The organism is Flavihumibacter sp. ZG627 (genome assembly GCF_000814325.1).
In the GTDB taxonomy this organism is placed as follows: domain Bacteria; phylum Bacteroidota; class Bacteroidia; order Chitinophagales; family Chitinophagaceae; genus Flavihumibacter.
In genome coordinates, this window is sequence record NZ_JPHF01000005.1 from 23,174 (window position 1) to 46,090 (window position 22,917).

The following is a 22,917-nucleotide window of genomic DNA, read 5'->3' on the forward strand; positions in this document are numbered from 1 at the left end:
TTCCTCCTAAAGGTCATATTATTTCAGCTATCTATAACCTTATTCTGTAAGAGCTGCTAAGGCGGATAAAAGGGCCATCCCCCATATTATCATCGCTGATGTAGTTTTTGCTGTTGATGCCGGTTCGCATTTTCCGGAGAACGCCATAACCCGGCTCAAGGGTAAGGCAGAGTTTTTTGGCAGGATAGTAATCGAGGTAAAGGGAGACCTGGTTATCCTCGATGCGAAGGAAATGACCATTTAAAAGCCGATAGCTGTTGGTGATGGCGCGGAAGGAAGCTCCTCCATAAAATTTTTCCGACCATTTATGTTCATAGGTAAGTCTGCCCGGCAGGAGGCCAAAAATATAGTTCTTCTCATCAAGCCGCCAGTCGGCCCCCAGCAGCGGCCAAATGAAAAAACCAGTGAATTCATTATTTACATAAACACCAAAGCGGAATTTTTGATTTTGCTTTCTTGCATAGCTGGCAAAGCTGGCACCTCCAACCTGCAGGGTATTATCACCAAAAAGTTTCTCCCCGTTGGTACGTACCATAGGGATCACCGTTAGTGACCATTTTGAACTACCGATAGGCAATATCAATCCAACCGGAAATACTATACTTTTTATTGTCGGGAATATGCCTGATCTATCGGCAGAGTCAATGCGCCATTGTTCATAAAAGGGACTTAGCAGCAGGTAAGTTTTATCTTTGAGTTTGATGGGAATATCGGACCCTACCCATATATGATTGAAAGGAGTAGCTTCCGCATTGCTGTTGCGAAATCCATGTGTGTAGCGCACTTGTAGGGGATCTACATAGGGTTGTGCCATGAGTTCAGGATGTAAAAGCATTAACAGGAAGAGCAGTTTTAATCCCCTGAACCTTCCCCAGGCGGCGAGCAGGCGGTTGATGAATCCCATCCAGGATGGACGATCAGATATAGTTGATTGCTTTTTACCATTGGCATCCACTTCATATGGTTGCGGCGCCCCATACATATCAACCATTATTTTTTTAACTGATTTTTCCACCATTCCCCTGAAAGGTATCCTTGCCATCAAGCCATAGATGGCGGCATTGCCTTTGGCTGCGGCACGGGGGTTTTCACTGGCATACATAATCGCGGTTTTAAGGTCGAGGAGATATTGATCTATCACATCCACATTGGTAGGCAGCACGGTAAGGTGTATACAATTGGGAAGTTGCTGGCGGTCTACCATCCAGCCTTTGTCTTCAAGCTGGTCGGCGATGATAAAAATATCCGGACTGTTATTAACTGTTGTATAGGAAATGAGGTTCATGCAGGGCTGTCCGATAATGTTGATTCCAGGAATTGCAGAGAGGCCTGCTCTCAACTTATGGATGCCTTCCATCAGTTTGCCGGCGAGGGATAAATAACCATCTTCCCCAAGGTGTTTCAAGGCGGCCCAGGCAGCGGCGATGGGGCCTCCGGGCCTTGTTCCCAATAAGGTGGGAGATATATATATTCCTCCCGGAAAATCGGTGGTGATCACAAACTGGTGATGCAGGTAATCCATATGCTTATATACCAACACGGAAGCACCTTTAGCCCCATAACCGAATTTGTGGACGTCTGCAGAAATGGAGGTTACGGCCGGCACCCTGAAATCCCAGGGCGGAATATTGTATCCAAGCTTTTCAACCCAGGGCAACATGAAGCCACCTATACAGGCGTCAATATGCAGGGGAAGCTGGTGTTGCGATGCTATTTTACCAATAGCTTCAATCGGATCCAATACGCCATTGGGATAAGAGGGTGCTGAAGCAACAAGCAGAATAGTATTGGCATTGATGAGCTTCTCCATTTCACCCGGGATGGCAACCTGGTTTTCATCAACCCTGGCTTTACGAATCCGGATACCGAAAAGAATGGCAGCCTTATCAAAAGCGGGATGAATAGTTAGGGGCGCCACTACTTCCGGATTGGTAATGCGGGGATAGAGTTTCCTTGCGCGCTGCCGGTAACAGAACATTGCGAGGAGGATGCTTTCGGTTCCACCAGAACTCATCACACCAACTGCATCTTTATTACCATGAAGCATATGCGCAGTCATATGCACAACTTCCTGCTCCATGCGATGCAGGCTTTTAAAGGCGAAGGGGTTCAGGCAGTTGGCACTGAATAATTCGTTACTGGCTGCTTTGAGAAGCTGGTCGTGTTCTTCATTTACATAATACACCAGGCTCCATGCCCTTCCCTCCTTCCAGTGAACATCTTCTTCCTTCATCTTCTTTATCTGTTCAAGGATCTGAGCGGCATCTTCCCCTTGTGGAGGAATATATTGTTCGCGATTATCACTCATAGGCTAAATGTTGGTGGACCGATTTTCTTCCCCTTACCAGGAATAAAAATAACAACCCGATTGTAAACCAAATACCCAGTGCCACAATTGAATTGCGCATACTACCGGTGAGGTTATCGAGGTAGCCCCACATTACCAGTCCGAACATCATGGCAGTTTTCTCACATACATCATAGAAGCTGAAGTAGGCCGCGTTATTATGGGTTTGGGGGATCATCTTGGCATAAGTAGATCTGCTCAGTGATTGAATGCCTCCCATCACCAGTCCGATAAAGAATGCCGCTATATAAAAATGCATCGGGGTGATGATAAAATAACTGCCAGCACAGATCATTATCCACATGGTGACAGCAATCATTAGGGCTGGAATATTTCCTATTCTTTTGGATATCCATGCAAAGAGGAAAGCCCCGGCGATGCCCAGGTATTCGAGTAGCAGAACAGTAATGATAAGTTGGGTAATGGTTAAATGAATTTCCTTATCACCAAAGGAAGAGGCCATGAACATTACCGTTTGTACGCCCATGATATAAAAGAAAAAGCCGGTTAAAAAAGTTCTTAGGGTATGCATTGATTTCAACTGGTTCCAGACTTTAGCGAGTTGCCGGTAGCCGTTGATGAAACTGCCACCTTCAGTTTTTGCCTTATAAATCCCTTTAGGCAATACATGAAAAGGGATCTGTGCAAAACCAAACCACCATAGTCCGGTCAGCAGGAATGATAATCTTGGAAAAAGTGTATCATCTGAAACTCCAAGGGCTTCCTGGTTGAGAATAAACAGCAGATTCAGCAGCAGCAAGGTGGTGGCGCCAATATACCCGAATGCAAATCCCCGTGCACTCACTTTATCCTGCCTGTCTTCCGTTGCAATAGCAGGCAGGTAGGCATTATAAAAAACCATGCTGCCGGAATAGCCGATAGTAGCCAGCATCATACCTCCAAGGGCCAGGTGAACCTGTTGGTGATTGTTAAAGAAGAAAAGCAGCATGCATCCTATGGCTCCCATGTAACAAAAGAATTTCATGTAGCTACGGTGGTTGCCTCCGGAATCTGAAATAGAAGATAACAAAGGAGAAATAAGGGCGACAACGCCGAAAGCAATACCCAGGTTGATGGAATAAGCAGCTGTGTTTTCGATGTTGGTGCCGAAAAAATCTATCCTGGAATTGCCATTAACTTTTGTGATTGAATTGTAATAAGCCGGGAAGATGGCGGAGGTAATGACCAATGCATAGGCGGAGTTGGCCCAATCATACATAGCCCAGGCATTGATCGTTTTGCGATCATTCCTTGTTATATTTTCAGGTATGGGAACAGATACATTCATATGGGGGTTATATCAATTGGGCACATCATGCAACGATATCAACCAAATTTTTTCTGCCGGAAGGCCTTACATGCTTTTAATTAAATATACGATAATGCTTCAACGCCTGCAATGCCGATAATCGGTAGTAGTTCCTACCTTTGCAGTATGAACCTTGAATACAAGAATTTACTCCCCGATAATTTCCATCCCGGTTCAAGGGTTTGGATCTACCAGAGCAATCGCATTTTCGGCCTGATGGAAGCGTTGGAAGTAGAAAAGATGCTCAATAGTTTTGTTGATGGCTGGCAGGCCCATGGTGATCCTGTAAAGGGTTATTCCAACCTTTTCTTTGGCCAGTTCATAATCCTGATGGCAGACGAAACGGCTACTGGAGTTAGCGGATGTAGTACTGACAGTTCGGTGAGACTGATCAAGTCAATTGAGCAGAAGTTTGGGGTGAACTTATTCGACCGGCAACTACTGGCCTTCGTGGTGAAAGATAAGGTACAGTTACTACCGCTTGCCCAGTTCAATCATGCGATGGAGAACCAGTTCATCACACAGGATACATTTTATTTCAACAACCTGGTAGATACCAAAGCGGCATTGGAAAACAACTGGATAGTACCGGTTAAGGATAGTTGGTTGAAGAGCAGGATAAAGACTGCTGTATAAACAATTGCCTCGTGGTATCATATTCAACCTGGTAACTACACAACTTCAATAGTTTCCTTTTGCAATTGCTGGTGCATTTTCCGGCCTTCGCGAACGATGATGTCAATCGTCTCAAGAATATCTTTTTGCGATGTCCTGAAATTCACAATGCATGCCCTCAGACAATATTTCCCTGATACCATTGCATTAGATAAAAACACTTCCCCTCCCTGCTGAAGTGCATTAAGAAGTTTCTCATTCAATTGATTCAGGTATTTGTCGCGTGAATCATCTTCCTGCATAAATGAAGAAGGGATATATCTGAAAGTAGCTATACTCAGATTTTGCGTGACAGCTTGAAGTTCCGGATGTTTTTCTGCAGCCATAAATAATTGCTTCGATAACTCAATATCCTCACTGATCATTTCCTGGTATCCATCTCGACCTACCTGCTGTAATGCGAGCCATACTTTCAATGCACGGAATCCACGGGAGTTCTGGAGACTATATTCATAGAAGTTTAGGGATGGTTCCTCTGCCATGGTGTCGAAATTATAATAGACAGGATGCGAACTGAATGTATCGATGAGATGCTGTGGATTTTTCACCAGCGTACAACCCACTTCAAGAGGAGCGTATAACCATTTGTGTGGATCCAGGGCAATAGAATCAGCTTCTTCCAGTCCGGCAAACATCCATTTGAGCGAAGGTATTACTGCTGCAGGAATACCATAGGCACCATCAATATGAAACCATAGATTATAACTTCGGCATACACCTGCTAATTTGCTAAGATCATCTACAGCGCCCGTGCTAACATCGCCTGCATTACCCACCACCATAAAAGGTGTTTTACCAGCCATGAGATCAGCCTCGATGGTTTCTTTCAATTGCGAAGTGTTCATCCGGTTATTGATATCAGTATCTATCCAGCGGATGGCGCTGGTTCCATGTCCAAAAAGAACTGCAGCCTTTTCAATCCAGGTATGGGTAGCCCTGGAAGCATATAGCACCATTTCTCCGGGCAGTTGTTTTAGTCCGCCTTCCTTGAAATTTCTGGGCGCTTTCGCTGTTCTTGCTGCCAGGAAAGCGGTGAAATTCGCCATATTACCTCCGCTTACCAAAACCCCTCCATAACTGGGAGATAACCCGATAAATTCTGCCAGCCATTTTATCGTTTGCTTTTCAATGGCGGTGGCCATAGGGCTCAATACATTGGCACCAACATTTGGATTAACAGATGCTGCTAGTAAATCGGCCAGGGCGCCGATGGGTGCAGGGGATGAAGTGATATAGCCATAGAATTTCGGATGGCCGTTAAGGAGGGAATGGTTTAGTACAAGGTCTGTTGCCTTAGCCATTAATCCATCCGCAGAAATGCCTTGCTCAGGCAATTTATCATTACCCAGAACTGCCTGGATTTGTGTTGGTGTTTCACCCGATGTAACGGATCTTTCATCGATAGTATCCAGGAAAGAAGCAATCTTGTCGATCAATTGATGCCCGATAGCCCTGAACTCCTCAATATCCATATTGATGGGGGTTGAGCGACTTTCCTTCATAACATAAGATTTAGGTATATAAAGGTATCTATCCTATCCCGCTTTTGCTTTAACAATAATGGAGATTTCAGACTTGTTTCTCCAACAAAGCCCATATCTCCCTATCCTCTTCCTGCAAAAGGTCAAAAACAGAGGAACCATCGCCGTTTGTAATTGACTTATCGGCGCCTGCGCTTATAAGCAAATCAACAACTTCCAAATACTTTTTACTATCCTTATTGCCTCCATTTTTCAATCCATGAACTGCCCAGAAAAGCGGGGTCGCCTTGAAATCAGTACAAAGCCGGTTGATCTCCGAACCCGCCTTAATAAGCCTTTCCACCAATTGGGGCTTTCCACACCATGCTGCCCAATGCAAGGCGGTTCCACCATGACATCCTCCATGGTTTATATCGGCACCATTATCGATATAAAGAATCCCAACTTTGTCGGCATGCAAACTTGCCGCAGCAACCAGTGGTGAATCCTTATTAGGGATTAAACTATTGCCATTTACCGCTGCACCATTTGCCAAAAATATCTTTGCCATTTCAACCGCTTCATCATCAGTGTATTGGCAAGAAAAAACGCCATCGCAGATTCTGTGAAGGGGATGAGCTTCCGAGGTATTTAATTCATCATAAGGAATGCATTCATTGGCGAGAGCCGGGTTCTCCGACAGACTTTTTTCCAGTCCGGCATAATCCCTGTTTCTGATCAGTTCTTTAATGGTTGCCATCCGGGGTTCTTTCCAGTAAATTTAGCAAATTAGCCTCCATATCGTTGACCATTGCCTACCTCCTGTCCCCGCTCCCAACGCATAAAAACAGGGTAAAATAAGTCTAAACCCGCTCCAACAGGGCATTTGAGTACTACACCAGACAAGGTTTAGACAAGGATTAGACAACTATTAGACTATGGTAAAAGGCTTTTTTTGATCCTGGGTCCAGGTTCTCCTGGTGCTTTTAGAGGCCAAAATAATGCTGATTTAACCGTTGCTCTATCATTGCACCACCATTGCTCTATCGTTGCACTATCAAAGCGCGAGAATTGTTAATTCAAATAAATCCTATTTATTTGGAAATCAATACTAACCCTATGAAGAAGTTTTATTTACTTCTATTCGTATTAGCCAGTTTACCTTGTATAGCGCAAAAATCATCTATACAAATTCATCTCATGGGCGGATTGGCTCCAGGATCATCCATAGTAAAACAGGAAGGAGAATATTCTATAAGATCTACTCCCCAGCCAGCTTTTGAAGTGGGAATTGATTATAGGCATCAGATAAATAAATCATAAAGTATAATGTCAGGAATAAGAGGCACAGCAATTGGACATTCAGCTTTATTTAATGCTCCTCTTAAGGAAGTCAATCCTGATTACACAGAGCCATTTCCACCTATCAAAATAAAAAATTACAATCTTAATATCTCTATCCCTTTGACGATTGAAAAAAACCTGGAGATAACACGAACAGACTTAATATATTTTCAGGCAGGAGCAAGATAACACTATTCTTTGGGGTACGAATCTGAGCGTGTTAGTAATTATTTTGTTGATGTTGATCAAAATCAGATTGATTTTTTTGGAGTTGAATTAAATACCAACAACAATAATAATCCGTGGGTCAGCGCTAGCTTTGGTACTGGCTATGGGTGGTTGCTCAAGAATCTAAATATGCTGCGATTAGGATTAACTGCTGATATCTCCTTTTCGAAAATTGTTGATGGTAGTTATCATGTAAATATTCCGGGTCATCCTGAAAGTTTCGGAAAGTATAGTAATAAAGGATCGTTCTTCGGCTTGTCTACGAGTTATCAATTTACAGGCACAAAAAAACAAGTAGCAAAGCGTAAAAAAGAGGAACTAATCAATTCCGATACATTTAAAAAGGAAACTAACCCTGATGACTGGAAATCGGCTTTCATCGAGAATTATTTTTCAATTCACACAGCCGTATTAGGTGGTCTTCCAGCAAAGACAGCACCAATGAAGGGCGCTATCCTATCAACGCATCTGTAACACCCGGAGTGAATGCAGGCTTTCTCAATCATATCAATATCAATCCATACACTGGAGTAAATACTGGTCTGGAAGCAACTTTATTGCAACGAAATTTTAATACAAGATTTAACCGTTCTGAGTATTCTCCTGAATTGAAAAATTCTCTTGTATTGAGTGGCAAGGAAACTAATGTGAAGGATCTCGTGATAAGTCTGCCAATTGCATTTGAACGGAGATACAATTTAAGCCGAAATGAATTTATACAGGTGGAGCCCGGCATTAGATTAAATTATAGTACAGGATCAGATCTTGAATTTCAACAGGTACACGGTGAAAATATTAATGGTGAAAATATAAAGCTTGCAGAGATCATAACCTATTCCAATAATGATGCTGCACCATGGGTATCTGGATTAATTAAAGCAGGATATAATCGTATGCTAAAGAATAAAAATATTGCCCGACTTTCGATGACATCCAATATATCATTTACGAAATATGTTGCAGGCAATTATGATATTTATCAAAACGGAATAATAATTTCAGATGGTTCCTATAGTTCAACAGGGTCATATATTGGACTATCATTCTCCTACATGTTCGTAAATACTAAATAATACACGGCTATCTTATATTATTTCTCAAAACTGCAGAATAAAAGCAGTCCCCTCTCCCTCCACACTCTGCACCTGGATATTCCCCTTGTGGAGCATCATGATCTGTTTGCATAAACTAAGGCCGATTCCACTGCCACTTTTCTTGGTGCTGAAAAAGGGAATGAAGATCTTGTCGAGCACCTCCGCCGGCATACCCGCTCCATTGTCGGCCACCCTGATCAGCGTTCGATTGTTGCTATCCTTACTGGCAGAAAGTACGATACGCGGCTGCTCACGATCTTTCACCGCATCCATGGCATTCACCAGCAGGTTGATCATCACCTGGTCAACCAAATTTGTATCAGCCTCCAGTTCTATTTCCGGCTCTTTAAGTATTACCTCCACCTCAATACCCAATTGCTCCAGCTTTGGCTGCATCAGCAGATTCAGGTTCTGGAAGAGGTCCAGCACTTTCACCCTGGTGAGATTGAGCGTGGTGATCTTATTAAGGCTGCGATAGGTTTCCGCGAAACGCAGCAGCCCTTCACTGCGTCGCTTGATTGTATCAATGCCCAGCTCAAGATCATCGAAACTACCCGACTGCTCCTTCATCTCTTCGGCCACCTTATGAAGGCGATTCTTTAACGTGTCGGCCAATGATGAAATCGGCGCAACACTATTCATGATCTCATGGGTCATGACGCTCAGCAGTCTCGACCAGGCGCGACTTTCCGTTTCATCAAGGGCTTCGTTTACATTCTGGAATGCTATCAGCTTATAGATCTTTCCCTCCGTCTGAAAAGCGGAGCAGGATACCAGCACTTTGAAACTTCCCTTTTCTATATGTGCCGTGGCGATCTTTACCTCACCGGGTTTGATCGTCTCAATAGCAGCAGCCAGTTCGGCATCGCGTCGTGCTAACGTTTGAATGGTTTTAAGATAAGGTATCTGCAACATCTTCTTCAACGACTCATTCATCCATTCCACCTCACCAGTTATTGTATCATAGGATAATATGCCTGTATCAACCAGTTCCAGTATGCGCTGCAGGTACTGGTATTGTGTTTCCTTCTCCTTGCTGATCCCTTTGAAGGCGGTATTAATATCGTTGAAGCCCTGGCGCAGCGGCTGAAGTTCCATGGGGGCATGCTTTACATCGAAATAACGGGAGAAGTCACGGTAATGCACAGACTCCACAAACTGTTTTAGTTCATCCTGTGCCTTGCGCTGTGAACGGTACAAGTCAAAAAGCTGGTATAATAAAATGGGGACTGCCATTATCAGAAAACGGTAATCACCCTTCACCAATATCCAGGAGGTAACGAAGAGCACTGCGAAAAGCAGTAATACCCTGATGGCAAGCCTGGTTTCGAATTTATCAAATATCATATTTGCTTAGTCTGCGGTACAGGGCCGTACGAGTGAGTCCAAGTTCTTTTGCGGCCCGCGTGATATTGCCATTGTGTTTCTCGATTACTTTGAGGATAGCATTCTTCTCCACTGCACTCAGCTTGGTATCTGTTGTCTCCTCTTCCTTTTCCATGGCCGACTCTATGGGAGAAAAAAGCAGATCGCCGGCAGTAAGTTCCTCTTCCTCTGCCATGATCACCGCGCGCTCTATCGTATATTGCAGCTCGCGCACATTACCTGGAAAAGGGTACTGTAAAAGTTTATCTCTTGCACTCTTGTCAAAACTCAGCAGGGGCTTGAAATATTTGTTGCTATAGATCCGGTTAAAATGATCTGCCAGCAGGAGGATATCACGGCCTCTCTTTCGTAAAGGAGGTACAATGATCTCAACAGTATTGATCCGGTAGATAAGATCCTTTCGGAAACGGTTCTCATTGGCCAGCTCAGCAATGGGCAGGTTGGTGGCGCAGATCAATCGAAGGTCAACCGGTATGGGAGTATTGGACCCAAGTCTTGTCACCTGCCGGTTCTGTAATACACTGAGGAGTTTTGCCTGTTGCTGCAGTGAAATATTTCCAATTTCATCGAGGAAGATAGTGCCACCGCTGGCTGATTCAAACCTACCCACCCTATCCTCACGGGCATCAGTAAACGCGCCTTTCACATGTCCGAATAATTCACTTTCAAAAAGTGAATCGGTAAGTGCTCCCACATCCACTTTTACAAAAGGTTTAGTGGCCCTGAGACTGTGCTGGTGGATGGCTTTGGCGATAAGGTCCTTGCCCGTTCCATTTTCTCCCAGCACAAGGATATTAGCGTCCGTTGGTGCTATCTTTTCGATCTTGTAGAAGATGGCTTCCATCTGCTCACTCTCGCCCAGCAGTTCTGTCCGGATGATATCCTTTGTATCTGTAATTTCTGTTGACTTAATTCCTGACCGCTTACGTAGAACATCTTTGATGGTTCCCACCAGGCGATCATTATGCCAGGGCTTCACTACAAAATCGGCCGCACCGTCCTTAAGTGATTGCACTGCCAGGTCAACATCCCCATAAGCAGTGATCATGATAACCCCTGCATCACTCTTGAGTTCCTTGATACGACGAAGCCAGAATAGTCCCTCATTGCCGGTGTTGATGGAGCTGGTGAAATTCATGTCGAGCATGATCACATCAAACCGTTTGGCCGCCAGCAGGTTGGGGATGTGCTCGGGATTCTTTTCCGTGACAACTTCTTTTACTTCCGTTTTAAGCAGGAGGCGAACCGCTGTGAGTACATCGGTATCATCATCAACTACCAGTATAGTGGCTTCTTTCAGTGTCATAATTGAAAGCACAATGATAGGATTTATTTACACTGTACGCGTGCAGCAAAAGCGGACAGTGACTGTATCAAAAGCGGACAGTTGATTTCATGATAAGAATATAACTATTTCATTTTAAATCAGTTAGAAATTGGCACGCCATTGCATAAGCATTACTGCAGCCAAACAATCAATTCTAATAAAGTGGACAGAGTAATCGAAAAAAAGCAATGGACTCACCGGAAGATCTGGACGATCATCGGAATAGCCGCGCTGGTGGCGCTTATAGCTGCCAGTTATTATTATACCGCCGGTGCAAGTCGCCTGAATGTTGATACTGAGCGGATCACCATCAATGAATTAAAGAAGGGCGCCTTCCAGGAAACCATCCCGGTAAATGGTATTGTTCTCCCGGTTACCACCATCTACCTCGATGCCATTGAAGGCGGACGGGTGGAAGAGAAATATGTGGATGATGGTGCCATCATGACCAAGGGCCAGCCTATCCTGCGGCTTAGTAATACCGACCTGGAACTGAGTTTAAGTAACCAGGAAACACAGGTTTTCAATGTACTTACCCAGATGCAGATATCGCGCAACAATGCCGACCAGAATACCATCACCCGGTTGAACCAGATGGCAGAAGTTGACAATGCCCTTAAGGAAGCGGAGCGTGTTTACCAGGCCAACAAACGTCTCTACGATCAGAGGGCTATTGGATCACAAGAATATAAATCGTCGGAGAACCTGCACCAGTACCAGCAGAAAAGAAAAGCGCTTACTGTTGATATTTTGCGGAAAGATTCTATTTCAAGTCGCCAGCAATTAAACCAGATGCAGCAATCCTTTGAGCGCATGCAGAATGCCCTTCAGCTGATGCGCCGCAAAGTAGGCGACCTGGTGGTTCGTGCCCCAGTGGATGGACAGCTAACCTCCCTTGATGCCGAAATCGGTCAGCAGAAGAATAAAGGTGAGCGGCTTGGGCAACTGGATGTACTCAGTGGATTCAAAGTACGTGCGGATATTGATGAACATTATATAAGTCGGATCATCACCGGCCTTAAAGGCAGTTTCAACTTTGCCGGAAAGGATTATGCACTTACTATCAGGAAAGTATATACGCAGGTATCAGGCGGACGCTTCCAGGTAGATATGGAATTTGAAGGTGAAGTGCCGAAGGGTGTTCGCCGCGGACAAACATTGCAGGTAAAACTCGCATTGAGTGAGGAGAAGCAGGCCATACTGTTGCCGAAGGGTGGATTCTACCAGCAGACCGGTGGAAACTGGATCTACAAGGTGAGCGAAGATGGCAGCAAGGCCTACCGTGTTGATATACAGTTGGGCATGCAGAGCCCGGATTACTATGAAGTGCTTGAGGGATTGAATCCCGGCGATAAAGTGATCACCAGCAGTTATGAAAATTTCGGAAACAACCAGGAGCTTATCCTGAAAAATAAATAGGCAACCAAACAACCATTAACCATTGAACCTTTTTTTATGAGAAAGTCCTTTTTAAAGATCAGCCTGGCAATTGCACTGCTCCTGGTTGTTTCTGCGGAAACCAAAAGTGGTGAACACTATTGTGTGGCTGGCATCATGCCTAAACCGACAGTGTTACCGGCAGATCTGCCCGATGCAGAATATGAAGAAGCTCCTGAAGAAGCAGCTTCCCCCCTATCCGTATTACTTTATATCTAATATATTCAACCCCATAATATGATCAAGATCTCGAACCTGGAAAAAATTTACCGGACCGAAGAGGTGGAAACGGTAGCACTCAACAAACTATCATTTGAAGTAAAGGAAGGAGAATTCGTTGCCGTGATGGGCCCATCGGGTTGTGGCAAGAGTACGCTGCTGAATATCCTTGGACTGCTGGATGACCCTGATGCCGGAAGCTTTCTATTCAATGGCATTGAGGTGGCAGGTTTTAACGAACGCAAGCGGGCCGATCTTCGCAAACATAATATTGGCTTCGTTTTCCAGAGCTTCAACCTGATTGATGAGCTCACTGTTTTCGAGAATGTAGAGTTACCGCTGATCTATACCGGGGTTAAACCCGCTGAAAGAAAGAAGATTGTTGAGGAAGTGCTTGACAAGATGGTGATCATGCACAGGCGCAATCACTATCCACAGCAATTATCGGGTGGACAACAGCAACGCGTAGCCGTAGCAAGGGCTGTTGTGAACAATCCCAAGCTGATACTGGCAGATGAACCAACCGGTAATCTTGATTCAAGTAATGGCAATGAAGTGATGCAGTTACTGACCGACCTCAATGAGCAGGGCACCACTATCGTGATGGTGACGCATAGTGAGCATGATGCCCGCTATAGCCATCGCATCATCAGGATGCTCGACGGACAAACAGTGATGCAGAATATAATGGTATAATCATTAAACCGTATCCATGTTATTCAATTATTTCAAAATAGCGTTTCGCAATCTCCGGCAGAACAGGATCTTTTCGCTGGTGAATATTGCGGGACTCACCATAGGGATGGCAGCTACCCTGCTCATCTTTTTATGGGTGTACCATGAGCGCTCCTGGAATAAGCATAATGAACATTACCAGGATGTTTACCATGTGTATGCGAACAGAGATTTTAATGGGCAGATCACTTCTGGTCCGGATATGATGTTTCCGCTGCCTGCTGCTGCCGCTGCCAGTTTCCCGGAAGTGGAAGAGGCTGTGATCGTGGATTTTGGAGGCACACCACTATTTACTGTAGGAGATAAAATGATCCGCCGGCAAACCCTTACCACCTCCCCCGAATTCTTTAATGTTTTCAGTGCGCAATTCATTGAAGGAAGTGCAAAAGTATTGCAGGATCCGGATGCGCTGGTGGTAACAGAAAGTACTGCGATAGCGTTTTTCGGTCATACAAGGGTGATAGGTGAAACGGTTAAAGTGAATAATGGCCGCAGTGCGACCATAAAGGCAGTTGTAAAAGATCTTCCCGAAAATTCAACAGTCCGATTTGAAGTTTTGCAACCATTCAATCAATCCACACCCGAGTACCGTGAGGCACAAACAGACTGGGTGAACTGCGGCAACCGTGTTTTCTTCCTTGTGAAGCCGGGTGCCAATATCGCATCACTGGAAAAAAAGACCTTAGAGCTGATCAGAAAGAATGCATCCAGCGAAAACGTGACGACGCGTGGTTCTATTATACTGCATCCCATGAGCAAATGGAGGCTCTATGAAGAATTCCGGGATGGCCGAAATACCGGAGGACGTATTGCTTATGTAAAATTATTTACCTGGGTAGCCATCATCATATTGCTGATCGCCTGCGTCAACTTCATGAATCTCTCTACAGCAAGATCTGAAAAGCGGGCAAAAGAAGTAGGCATCCGCAAAACGCTGGGATCAGGCAGGAAGCAGTTGCTGCTTCAATTCATTTCTGAATCGGTATTGCTCGCCATCATTGCATTTATCCTTGCATCGCTGGTAGTTTGGTTAGTACTGCCGGCATTCGGACAGTTGCTCAACCAGGAAATTAATATTCCCTTTAACGAACCATCCATATGGATCATCATCCTTTCCATTATATTATTAACCGGCATTATCGCGGGAAGTTATCCGGCGATATACCTGAGCAGCTTCAGGCCGGTGAAAGTATTGAAGGGAACTTTTCTTCCCGGCAAGAAAGCTTTGTTGCCGCGGAAGATCCTTGTTACTGCGCAGTTCGTAATTTCAATATTGCTGATCTCTGCTACGCTGATCATTTACCAGCAATTACAGCATGTGCGTAACCGTGAGCTTGGGTATGATGTCAATAATCTGGTGCTGGTAAGTTCATCAGGTCAGGCACATCGAAATCTTGAGGCCATTCGCAATGACCTGCGCACAACAGGCATGGTAGAATCTGTAACCCATACCAGCAGCGCCGTGAGTGATATCTTCGGATTTACTTCAGGCATCCGCTGGCCGGGGGCTCCTGAGAACAATAACCTGGTGATCGGGTTCATGTTTGCGGGTCATGACCTGGCGAAGACCATTGGTGCCAGGATGGCTTCGGGGCAGGATTTCCGGATCAATGATACCAACCATGTGATCTTTAACCAGGAAGCTATTAAGGTTATGGGAATACAGGATCCGGTAGGAAGAGAAATTGAGTGGGCCGGCCGGAGACGGATCATCAGTGGTGTGATAGAAAATATGGTGGTGAACTCGCCCTATACCAGTGCGAGTCCGGCCATGATCGTATACGAACCCAACTGGTCGAACCAGATAAATATCCGCCTGAACCAGGGAGTGGATATCAGGAAAGCCCTGGTGCAAATTGAGCAGGTGTTCTCCAGGCATAATCCGGAAAATCCATTTGAGTACAGGTTCATGGATGAGGTGTTCCAGGAGAAGTTCACGAATGAGAAGCTCATAGGCCAGCTGGCCCTTATCTTCTCTGCGCTTGCCATCTTCGTTTGTTGTTTAGGGTTATTCGGTCTGCTCGCCTTCAGCATCGAAAGAAGAAGTAAGGAGATCAGCATAAGGAAAGTATTGGGTGCAAGTCTGCAGCAATTGTTGCTTCCGATGTCAGCTGAATTTCTGGTGCTGATCGGGCTTGCCTTCCTGATAGCAATACCCGCAGCATGGTGGGCCATGAAAGAGTGGCTGAACAACTTCGAATACCGTGTAAATATCAGTGCCGGGGTATTTGTGCTGGTAGGCCTGATAATCCTTTTAATTGCCTTTATCACTATTAGTCTCAATGCCTCCCGTGCGGCGCTGAGCAATCCGGTAAAATCATTGCGTTCCGAATAAACCAATTCTATGTTATTCAACAATCTTAAAATCGCCTGGCGAACACTAATAAAGAATAAGTTTTTTTCGCTGCTTAATATTATCGGACTGGCAACGGGCCTTGCCTGTTTCCTGCTGATTGCCCTATATGTTATTGATGAACTGAGTTATGACCGCTATCATGAGAAAGCGGATCGCATATACCGGGTCAACTCAGATATTTTATTTGGAGGAAATAGTATGGCCCTGGCAGTTAGTTCAGACATGATGGGTCAAACCTTGAAAAAAGACTATCCCGAAGTAGAGCAATTTACCAGGATATATGCATCCAATGGTTCAAGGCTTATAAAAAAAGGCAGTGATTACCTGGAAGAGATGCTGGTATGCCATGTTGATTCCACTTTTTTTGAGGTATTCAGTTTTCAGCCTGTTGCAGGCGATCTCAAAAACGCCCTGGATGAACCCAACACTGTGGTGATCTCAGAAACAGCAGCAAAAAAATATTTCAACAATCTTGATGTAGTAGGAAAAACGCTGGATGTAAACGATAATGGCGGTACCCTTTACAAGATTACTGCGGTAATTAAGGATATGCCAAAGCAATCGCATTTCCGATATGATTTTCTCTTCTCAATGGATAACCTGCAATATGGTTTCGGCGATCACCTTAGTCACAATTTCGCGACATACCTGTTACTCCGGCCAGGTGTTACAGCTAAAAGTCTGGAAGCAAAGTTCCCTGATTATATGAACAGGCATATCTTCCCTATACTACAACAGGTGATGCAGGTTAAAAACCTGGATGATATGAAAAAATCAGGCAACAGTTTAACCTATAGCCTGATGCCCATAAAAGATATACATCTGCATTCAGGAAGAAGAGCTGAATTGTCTATCAACAGTGATATACAGTATGTATACATATTTATGGCGGTGGCCATTTTCATCCTGTTGATTGCCTGTATAAATTTTATGAACCTGAGTACGGCAAGGTCTGCCAACCGGGCAAAGGAAGTGGGCATAAGAAAAGTATTAGGAACCACATACCAGACACTTATCAGGCAGTTCCTCACAGAATCAACACTATTATCTTTCTTTTCACTGGTAATTGCCATTGCAATAGCGGTGTTTGCCCTGCCGCTCTTTAATAGTATTGCAGGAAAACAGATAAGTGCCTCCCAATTTTTCCAGCCTTTGTTCGTGGTAGTATTAATTTCCATACCCTTTGTGATAGGATTGCTGGCAGGTATCTATCCCGCATTTTACTTATCCTCTTTCAAACCGATTACCGTATTGAAAGGCAAGCTCAGTGGAGGCAGTAAAAAGAGCAACCTGCGGAGTGTGCTGGTAATACTCCAGTTTTCAATGGCGATATTACTGATTGTGGGTACCATTGTTGTATACCGTCAACTGGGGTATATCCAGCAGAAAAAACTTGGCTTCGTTAAAGACCAGGTGGTGGTGATCCATAATACACAGGTTTTGGGAGAAGGCACGAAGGCGTTCAAAAATGAACTTTTAAGCATTCCCGGGGTGAAGATGGTTACCGATGGTGGATACCTGCCGGTAGATAATAGCAGCAGAAATGACAACACCTTTTCGAAAGAAGCGGTGATGGATATGAAAAATGGGTTCAATATGCAGGTATGGAATATTGATGAAAATTATATTCCCGTACTTGGAATGGAATTGAAGCAGGGACGTAATTTTTCAAGGGAATTCCAGTCTGATTCCATGGCATTACTGATCAATGAAACCACTGCCCAGATGCTGGGATATGAGGATCCTATTGGCAAAAAAATATACAAGAGTAATAGTAATGTAGGATCGGAGCTGTTAGCATTTACCATTATTGGAGTAGTAAAGAATTTCCATTTTGAATCATTGAAGCAACAGATTGGTCCACTTTGCATGCGGCTGGGAAGGGCCGACTATACCATTGCCATGAAAGTGGATGCTGCGCGTATTCCCACCATGGTGAAAGAGATTGAAAAGAAATTTGATGCACAGGCGGCCGGCTTCCCTTTCCAGTATTCATTTCTAGATGCGTCTTTCAATGAAATGTATAAGGCTGAAGAAAAGGCGGGTAAACTGGCCTTCAGTTTTGCGGTGCTTGCAATACTGATTGCCTGCCTGGGTTTATTTGGATTGGCTGCATTTATGGCTGAGCAGCGCACCAAAGAGATCGGTGTGAGGAAGGTGCTGGGTGCTTCGGTAAACCAGATCATGGTATTGTTATCAAAGGATTTCCTGAAGCTGGTGGCTATTTCAGCCTGTCTAGCGTTCCCGATCTCATGGCTTGTAATGAACAAATGGCTGCAGGACTTTGCCTTCCGCATTGATATCGGCTGGTGGGTGTTTATTGTTGCCGGATTGATGGCCGCATTGATAGCCCTCTTCACTGTAGGGTTCCAGGCCCTTCGCGCTGCACTTAACAATCCCACACAATCATTACGATCAGAGTAAAACCAATCTCATGCTAAAAAATTATTTCCTGATCGGCATCCGGAATATTTGGAGAAACAAAGTGTTTTCCGCTATCAATATCATCGGATTGAGTATCGGCCTTGCCTGTTGTATGCTGATATATCTATACACCATGGATGAGCTCAGCTATGATAAGTTTCATGCCAATAAAGAGAATCTCTACCGCATTACATCAACCATAGTATCACCTGATGGATCAAAAAATGAAACAGGAATTACAGGCATGATGCCGGGGCCTGCTTTCAAAAACAGCATACCCGAAATAGAGAGTTATGTGCGGATACAGAATGAAGGACTCACGATTCGCCATAACAATGAGGTATATGACCAGGAAGCGCAATATGTTGATGAGAACTTTTTCAGGTTCTTTAGTTTTCCTTTATTAAGTGGCAGCCCTACAACTGTCTTCAACAATTTGAGATCCGTAGTTCTTTCCGAAGAACTTGCCATTAAATATTTCGGGACCCGTGATGCCATTGGTAAAACGCTGGAATTAAAATTTGGCGAAGATTTCGAGCCCTTTGAGGTAGCAGGGGTGGCAAAGACAACGCCGCAGAATTCATCACTGAAAATCAAGGTGCTGCTGCCCATGAAGTTTGCCGAGTCGAGAAACAAGGATACGGAGTGGATCAATTTTTACCTCAACACATTTGTGGCACTTAAACCGGGCAGCAATATTACGGCGGTTGAAAACAAGTTCCAGCAGGTGTTCCAGCGGGAGGCTGCTGAACAACTGAAGGTGAATGCCGAAAAATATGGCTTTAAGGAGAAGGTAAGTTTCGGTTTGCAACCTCTGCTTGATATGCACCTGAGCACACGATTCCAGGCCATGAACGGGCTTTATGATGCCAGTAATCCGGTTTACTCCTATATACTCTCCGCAATTGCGATTCTGATACTGCTGATCGCATGCATCAACTTTGTGAACCTTACCATTGGAAGGTCGCTTAAGCGAAGCCGTGAAATCGGTATAAGGAAATGTGTTGGGGGACAAAGAAGCCAGCTCATAGTACAATTTCTGGGAGAATCATTTATCGTGTCTGTGATCGCTTTTGGGTTTGCATTGGTGCTGGTAAATCTGGTACTCCCCTATTTCAATACGCTGGCTAATAAGGCGCTCTCTTTCAGTTATCTTTTCAATATAAAACTGGTTTTGGGTTATGCCTTGCTGTTATGTGTTACTGCATTCCTTGCAGGTTTTTATCCGGCACTGGTATTGTCGGGTTTCAACCCGGTGAAAACATTATACGGAAGGGAAACCTATGGCGGTAAAAACTACCTATCGAAGGGGATGGTGGTATTCCAGTTCACCCTCAGTACCTTCCTGATAATAGCTGTTATAACTATATATACACAATTCAATTACCTCACCCGTTATGACCTTGGCTATAATGATAAGGGTGTGGCACATGTATCGGCAGGCAGGATGGACAAAGCTAAACTTGACGTACTAAGAACAGAACTGATGAAGCATCCAGGTATAGAAAAAGTAGCTGCCGACCAGGGAGGCGGATGGATTACAGGTGCCAGAATTAATAATGGCACAGACATAACTTTTGACTATAAATACATTGATGAAACCTATCTGCCTTTGTTTGAAATACCTGTGATTGCAGGAAGGAATTTTTCCTTTCCCCTTGATACTGCAAACGGAGTAATCGTTAATGAGCGTTTCGTGAAGAAAGCAGGATGGAAAAACCCGCTCGACCAGGAAGTAGATTTCTTTTACCATAACCGGAAAATGAAGGTAGTGGGTGTTATCCGCGATTACCATTATGCTTCATTGAATGAAACCATCCAGCCGCAGCTCTTTACATTTCATCCATCCCATTCATATAATGACGTTTACCTGAAGATAAGTTCCGGTAGTTTGGCTGGAGCACAGGACCATATGATGAAAACGTTCAAATCATTCTTTCCCTTCAGACCATATTCCATAAAATTCAAGGAGGATGAAAACCTTGCTGCTTATGAATCTGAAGCCAAGTGGAAACAGATCATAACGATGGGTGCAATCTTAACCATTGTTATTTCCAGTATCGGGTTACTTGGACTGGCAACCATTGCGGCACAGAAAAGAACCAGGGAAATAGGCATAAGAAAAGTATTGGGAGCATCTGTTTATGGCATTGTAAGAAACCTATCCCTTGATTTCCTGAAGCTGGTACTGGTAGCTGCATTAATTGCTTTTCCGATAGCATGGTGGGCTACCAATAAATGGTTAGAGAACTATCCTTACCGCACGGAGATAAGCTGGTGGATCTTTGTATCGGCTGGTATGCTTGTAACGCTGATCGCGCTAATGACAATCGGATTCCAGGCATATAGTGCGGCATTGGCCAAGCCCGTGACCAGTTTAAAAGCAGAATAAGATCTCCATGATAGAATTAAAGAATATAACAAAATGGGTGACCAATGGCGGTAACCGGGTGTTTTTGTTGAAAGATATTAATCTTGATATCAATGAAGGGGAGTTTCTGTCTGTGATGGGACCTTCCGGTTCGGGAAAATCGACCCTGCTGAATATTATCGGTATGCTTGATGATGCTGATGAAGGCAAATACAGGTTCCTTGGCCAACCCATTCACGAACTCAAAGAAAAACAACGGGCACAGGTTTATAAGCAACATATCGGTTTTGTTTTCCAGGCCTACCACCTGATTGATGAGTTAACGGTTTATGAGAATATTGAAACACCTCTGCTCTACCAGAACACAAAATCTTCAGAAAGGAAAGCCCTTGTGGCTGATATGCTCGACCGGTTTAATATAGTTGGCAAGAAGGATCTCTTCCCAAACCAACTCTCCGGAGGGCAGCAACAGCTTGTAGGTATTGCGAGGGCACTCATTGCGAAACCAAAATTACTACTCGCTGATGAACCCACGGGTAACCTGAATTCAAAGCAGGGAGAAGAGATCATGGCGATCTTTAAGAAATTAAATGAAGAAGATGGCGTCACTATTGTTCAGGTGACCCACTCAGAAAAAAATGCTGCATACGGCCATAGGGTTATCAACCTCCTGGACGGCCGCATTAACCATCATGCATAAACGAATATGAAAAAGATCGATATATACCGGTTAAGGGCAACTGCCGTTTTAGTAATGCTGGCGCTGGTTATTTCAGAAACAATTGCCCAGGATTCAACGAACAGTCTTAGCCTGCAGGAATGTATGGAGATAGCATTCCGTCAGAATCTTGAATTGAAGCAGGCAGAGCTTCAATCGGCTTCTTCTCAGATAGATTATCGTCAGAGCCGGCAGAATTTATTGCCTTTAGTGAATGGTATTGCTGAGCATGGTCTCAACCAGGGACGAAGCATTGATCCCTTTACCAACTCCTACCTGAACCAGAATATAAACTATGCCAATTATGGCTTATCGGGTGGCGTGGTTCTCTTTAGCGGCTTGGTATACCAGCAGGCCATCAAACAGCAACGCTATGCATATGAGGCCGCACAGATGGATGTTCAGCAGCAGAAGGATAATCTTACCCTCCAGATCATTGTGGCATACCTGCAGGTATTGAGTAATGAAGACCAGCTGGTTCAGATCAATCGCCAGGTAGAGTTAAGTAGAAGGCAGGTGGAGCGGCTTAAGATCCTGAATGATGAAGGAACTATTACGCCTTCAGAATATACTGACCTGAAGGGGCAACTGGCAAATGATGAAGTGAGCCTGGTAAATACAAAGAACCTGCTGGAGGCAGCGAAGCTGCAGCTGGCCCAATTGATGAACCAACCCTATGATACCAGTATCCGCCTGGAAAGGATAGAAGCTGAAAATTTTCTTTCGAGCTATCAGGGAGATGCCGCCAGCATCTACCAGGTGGCCCTCCAACAACTGGCAATAGTTAAAGGAGCCGTATTACGCACGCAGAGTGCGGAGCAGGGTCTTAAGGCAAGAAAAGGGGCGCTTTGGCCCACACTAAGCCTTAATGCGGGATTGTTCACGAACTATTCAAATGCCGCCAGCACCCAAAATTTACTGAGGTCAGAGGATATCGCTACCAACAATTATGTATTGATGAATGGTGCCAAGTCGCCCGTGTTCACTACGGTGGATTATTATGACCAGGTCAAAATTCCCTACAGCGATCAGTTCAGGAATAACTACAGCACCAATATCAATCTGAGTCTTCGGATTCCCATCCTGAATGCTATGCAGAACAGGAACCGCATCAGTCAGGCCAGGCTGGTGGTGCAGAATGCCAGCTATGAGGAAAAAACGACGAAGATCAGGCTTCAGCAGGCCGTGGAGCAGGCATGGTTAAATATGACCGCCACGTACAACAGATATAACGCATTACTTAACCAGGTAGCGGCCTTTGAAGAGTCGTTCAGGGGAACAGAAGCCAGGTTCAATGAAGGGGTCCTTAATTCGGTGGATTACCTGGTGGCCAGGAATAACCTTGACCGCGCTAATAACAACCTGATCATCGCCCGGTATGAATATGTGCTGAGGGCTAAGATCCTCGATTATTACCAGGGCAAACCGCTTTGGTAAGGAATGTGGTCTGTCAATTTGGCACTAATCCCTCATTTTCGCTATTTTTG

18 protein-coding genes are annotated in these 22,917 nt (G+C 44.5%); 12 read left to right on the forward strand and 6 right to left on the reverse strand.

The window, feature by feature from the left end:
- Positions 1-31: 31 nt before the first annotated feature.
- Both HY58_RS19220 and HY58_RS11810 read right to left on the reverse strand, forming a co-directional pair.
- A complete protein-coding gene (locus tag HY58_RS19220) occupies positions 32-2,308 on the reverse strand; it encodes an aminotransferase class V-fold PLP-dependent enzyme (protein ID WP_072037619.1) in 2,277 nt (758 codons plus the stop codon).
- The gene (locus HY58_RS11810; RefSeq protein WP_052324077.1) at positions 2,301-3,635 is read right to left on the reverse strand and encodes an MFS transporter; all 1,335 of its coding nucleotides are present in this window, start codon (positions 3,633-3,635) and stop codon (positions 2,301-2,303) included. The genes HY58_RS19220 and HY58_RS11810 overlap by 8 nt, the downstream gene beginning before the upstream one ends.
- A gap of 147 nt (positions 3,636-3,782) precedes the next feature.
- Here HY58_RS11810 and HY58_RS11815 point away from each other — a divergent pair, with 147 nt between their 5' ends.
- Positions 3,783-4,292, forward strand: a complete 510-nt coding sequence (locus HY58_RS11815) for a hypothetical protein (RefSeq protein WP_039132191.1) — start codon at positions 3,783-3,785, stop codon at positions 4,290-4,292.
- A 35-nt stretch (positions 4,293-4,327) separates the two neighbouring features.
- On the opposite strand, the gene HY58_RS11820 is transcribed toward HY58_RS11815, so the two are convergent.
- Positions 4,328-5,833 (reverse strand): pyridoxal-dependent decarboxylase, encoded by a 1,506-nt coding sequence (locus HY58_RS11820; protein ID WP_039132194.1) that lies wholly within the window; start codon positions 5,831-5,833, stop codon positions 4,328-4,330.
- Positions 5,834-5,900: 67 nt separating this feature from the next.
- Positions 5,901-6,551: an ankyrin repeat domain-containing protein gene (locus HY58_RS11825; RefSeq protein ID WP_039132196.1), complete on the reverse strand. Its 651-nt coding sequence runs from the start codon at positions 6,549-6,551 to the stop codon at positions 5,901-5,903.
- Between the two features lie 569 nt (positions 6,552-7,120).
- On the opposite strand from HY58_RS11825, the gene HY58_RS11830 reads away from it, so the two are divergent.
- From HY58_RS11830 to HY58_RS11840, 3 genes are read left to right on the forward strand one after another with little or no spacing between them, the layout of a single operon-like run.
- Positions 7,121-7,324, forward strand: coding sequence for a hypothetical protein (locus HY58_RS11830; protein WP_039132197.1), 204 nt, complete (start codon positions 7,121-7,123; stop codon positions 7,322-7,324).
- 9 nt (positions 7,325-7,333) lie between these two features.
- Complete coding sequence (locus tag HY58_RS11835; RefSeq protein WP_039132199.1) at positions 7,334-7,837, forward strand: hypothetical protein; 504 nt, start codon at positions 7,334-7,336, stop codon at positions 7,835-7,837.
- Positions 7,838-7,845: 8 nt separating this feature from the next.
- Complete coding sequence (locus HY58_RS11840; protein ID WP_039132201.1) at positions 7,846-8,436, forward strand: hypothetical protein; 591 nt, start codon at positions 7,846-7,848, stop codon at positions 8,434-8,436.
- Between the two features lie 24 nt (positions 8,437-8,460).
- Here HY58_RS11840 and HY58_RS11845 read toward each other — a convergent pair whose 3' ends face one another.
- The gene (locus HY58_RS11845) at positions 8,461-9,804 is read right to left on the reverse strand and encodes a PAS domain-containing sensor histidine kinase (protein ID WP_039132203.1); all 1,344 of its coding nucleotides are present in this window, start codon (positions 9,802-9,804) and stop codon (positions 8,461-8,463) included.
- A complete protein-coding gene (locus HY58_RS11850; protein WP_253271558.1) occupies positions 9,794-11,161 on the reverse strand; it encodes a sigma-54 dependent transcriptional regulator in 1,368 nt (455 codons plus the stop codon). Before HY58_RS11850 ends, HY58_RS11845 begins: the two co-directional genes overlap by 11 nt.
- A 171-nt stretch (positions 11,162-11,332) precedes the next feature.
- On the opposite strand from HY58_RS11850, the gene HY58_RS11855 reads away from it, so the two are divergent.
- From HY58_RS11855 to HY58_RS11890, 8 genes are read left to right on the forward strand one after another with little or no spacing between them, the layout of a single operon-like run.
- Positions 11,333-12,589 (forward strand): efflux RND transporter periplasmic adaptor subunit, encoded by a 1,257-nt coding sequence (locus tag HY58_RS11855; protein WP_039132494.1) that lies wholly within the window; start codon positions 11,333-11,335, stop codon positions 12,587-12,589.
- A 36-nt stretch (positions 12,590-12,625) separates the two neighbouring features.
- On the forward strand, positions 12,626-12,826 hold the full coding sequence (locus tag HY58_RS11860; protein ID WP_039132206.1) for a hypothetical protein: 201 nt from the start codon (positions 12,626-12,628) through the stop codon (positions 12,824-12,826).
- A gap of 18 nt (positions 12,827-12,844) precedes the next feature.
- Positions 12,845-13,522: an ABC transporter ATP-binding protein gene (locus HY58_RS11865; RefSeq protein WP_039132208.1), complete on the forward strand. Its 678-nt coding sequence runs from the start codon at positions 12,845-12,847 to the stop codon at positions 13,520-13,522.
- A 16-nt stretch (positions 13,523-13,538) separates the two neighbouring features.
- Positions 13,539-15,896: an FtsX-like permease family protein gene (locus HY58_RS11870; protein WP_039132210.1), complete on the forward strand. Its 2,358-nt coding sequence runs from the start codon at positions 13,539-13,541 to the stop codon at positions 15,894-15,896.
- 9 nt (positions 15,897-15,905) lie between these two features.
- Entirely contained in the window at positions 15,906-18,341 is a 2,436-nt protein-coding gene (locus tag HY58_RS11875; RefSeq protein WP_039132212.1) for an ABC transporter permease, read from the forward strand.
- 10 nt (positions 18,342-18,351) lie between these two features.
- Entirely contained in the window at positions 18,352-20,733 is a 2,382-nt protein-coding gene (locus HY58_RS11880) for an ABC transporter permease (protein ID WP_039132214.1), read from the forward strand.
- Positions 20,734-20,740: 7 nt separating this feature from the next.
- A complete protein-coding gene (locus HY58_RS11885; protein ID WP_039132218.1) occupies positions 20,741-21,412 on the forward strand; it encodes an ABC transporter ATP-binding protein in 672 nt (223 codons plus the stop codon).
- Between the two features lie 6 nt (positions 21,413-21,418).
- Entirely contained in the window at positions 21,419-22,867 is a 1,449-nt protein-coding gene (locus HY58_RS11890) for a TolC family protein (RefSeq protein ID WP_052324078.1), read from the forward strand.
- The last annotated feature ends 50 nt before the right edge of the window (positions 22,868-22,917 follow it).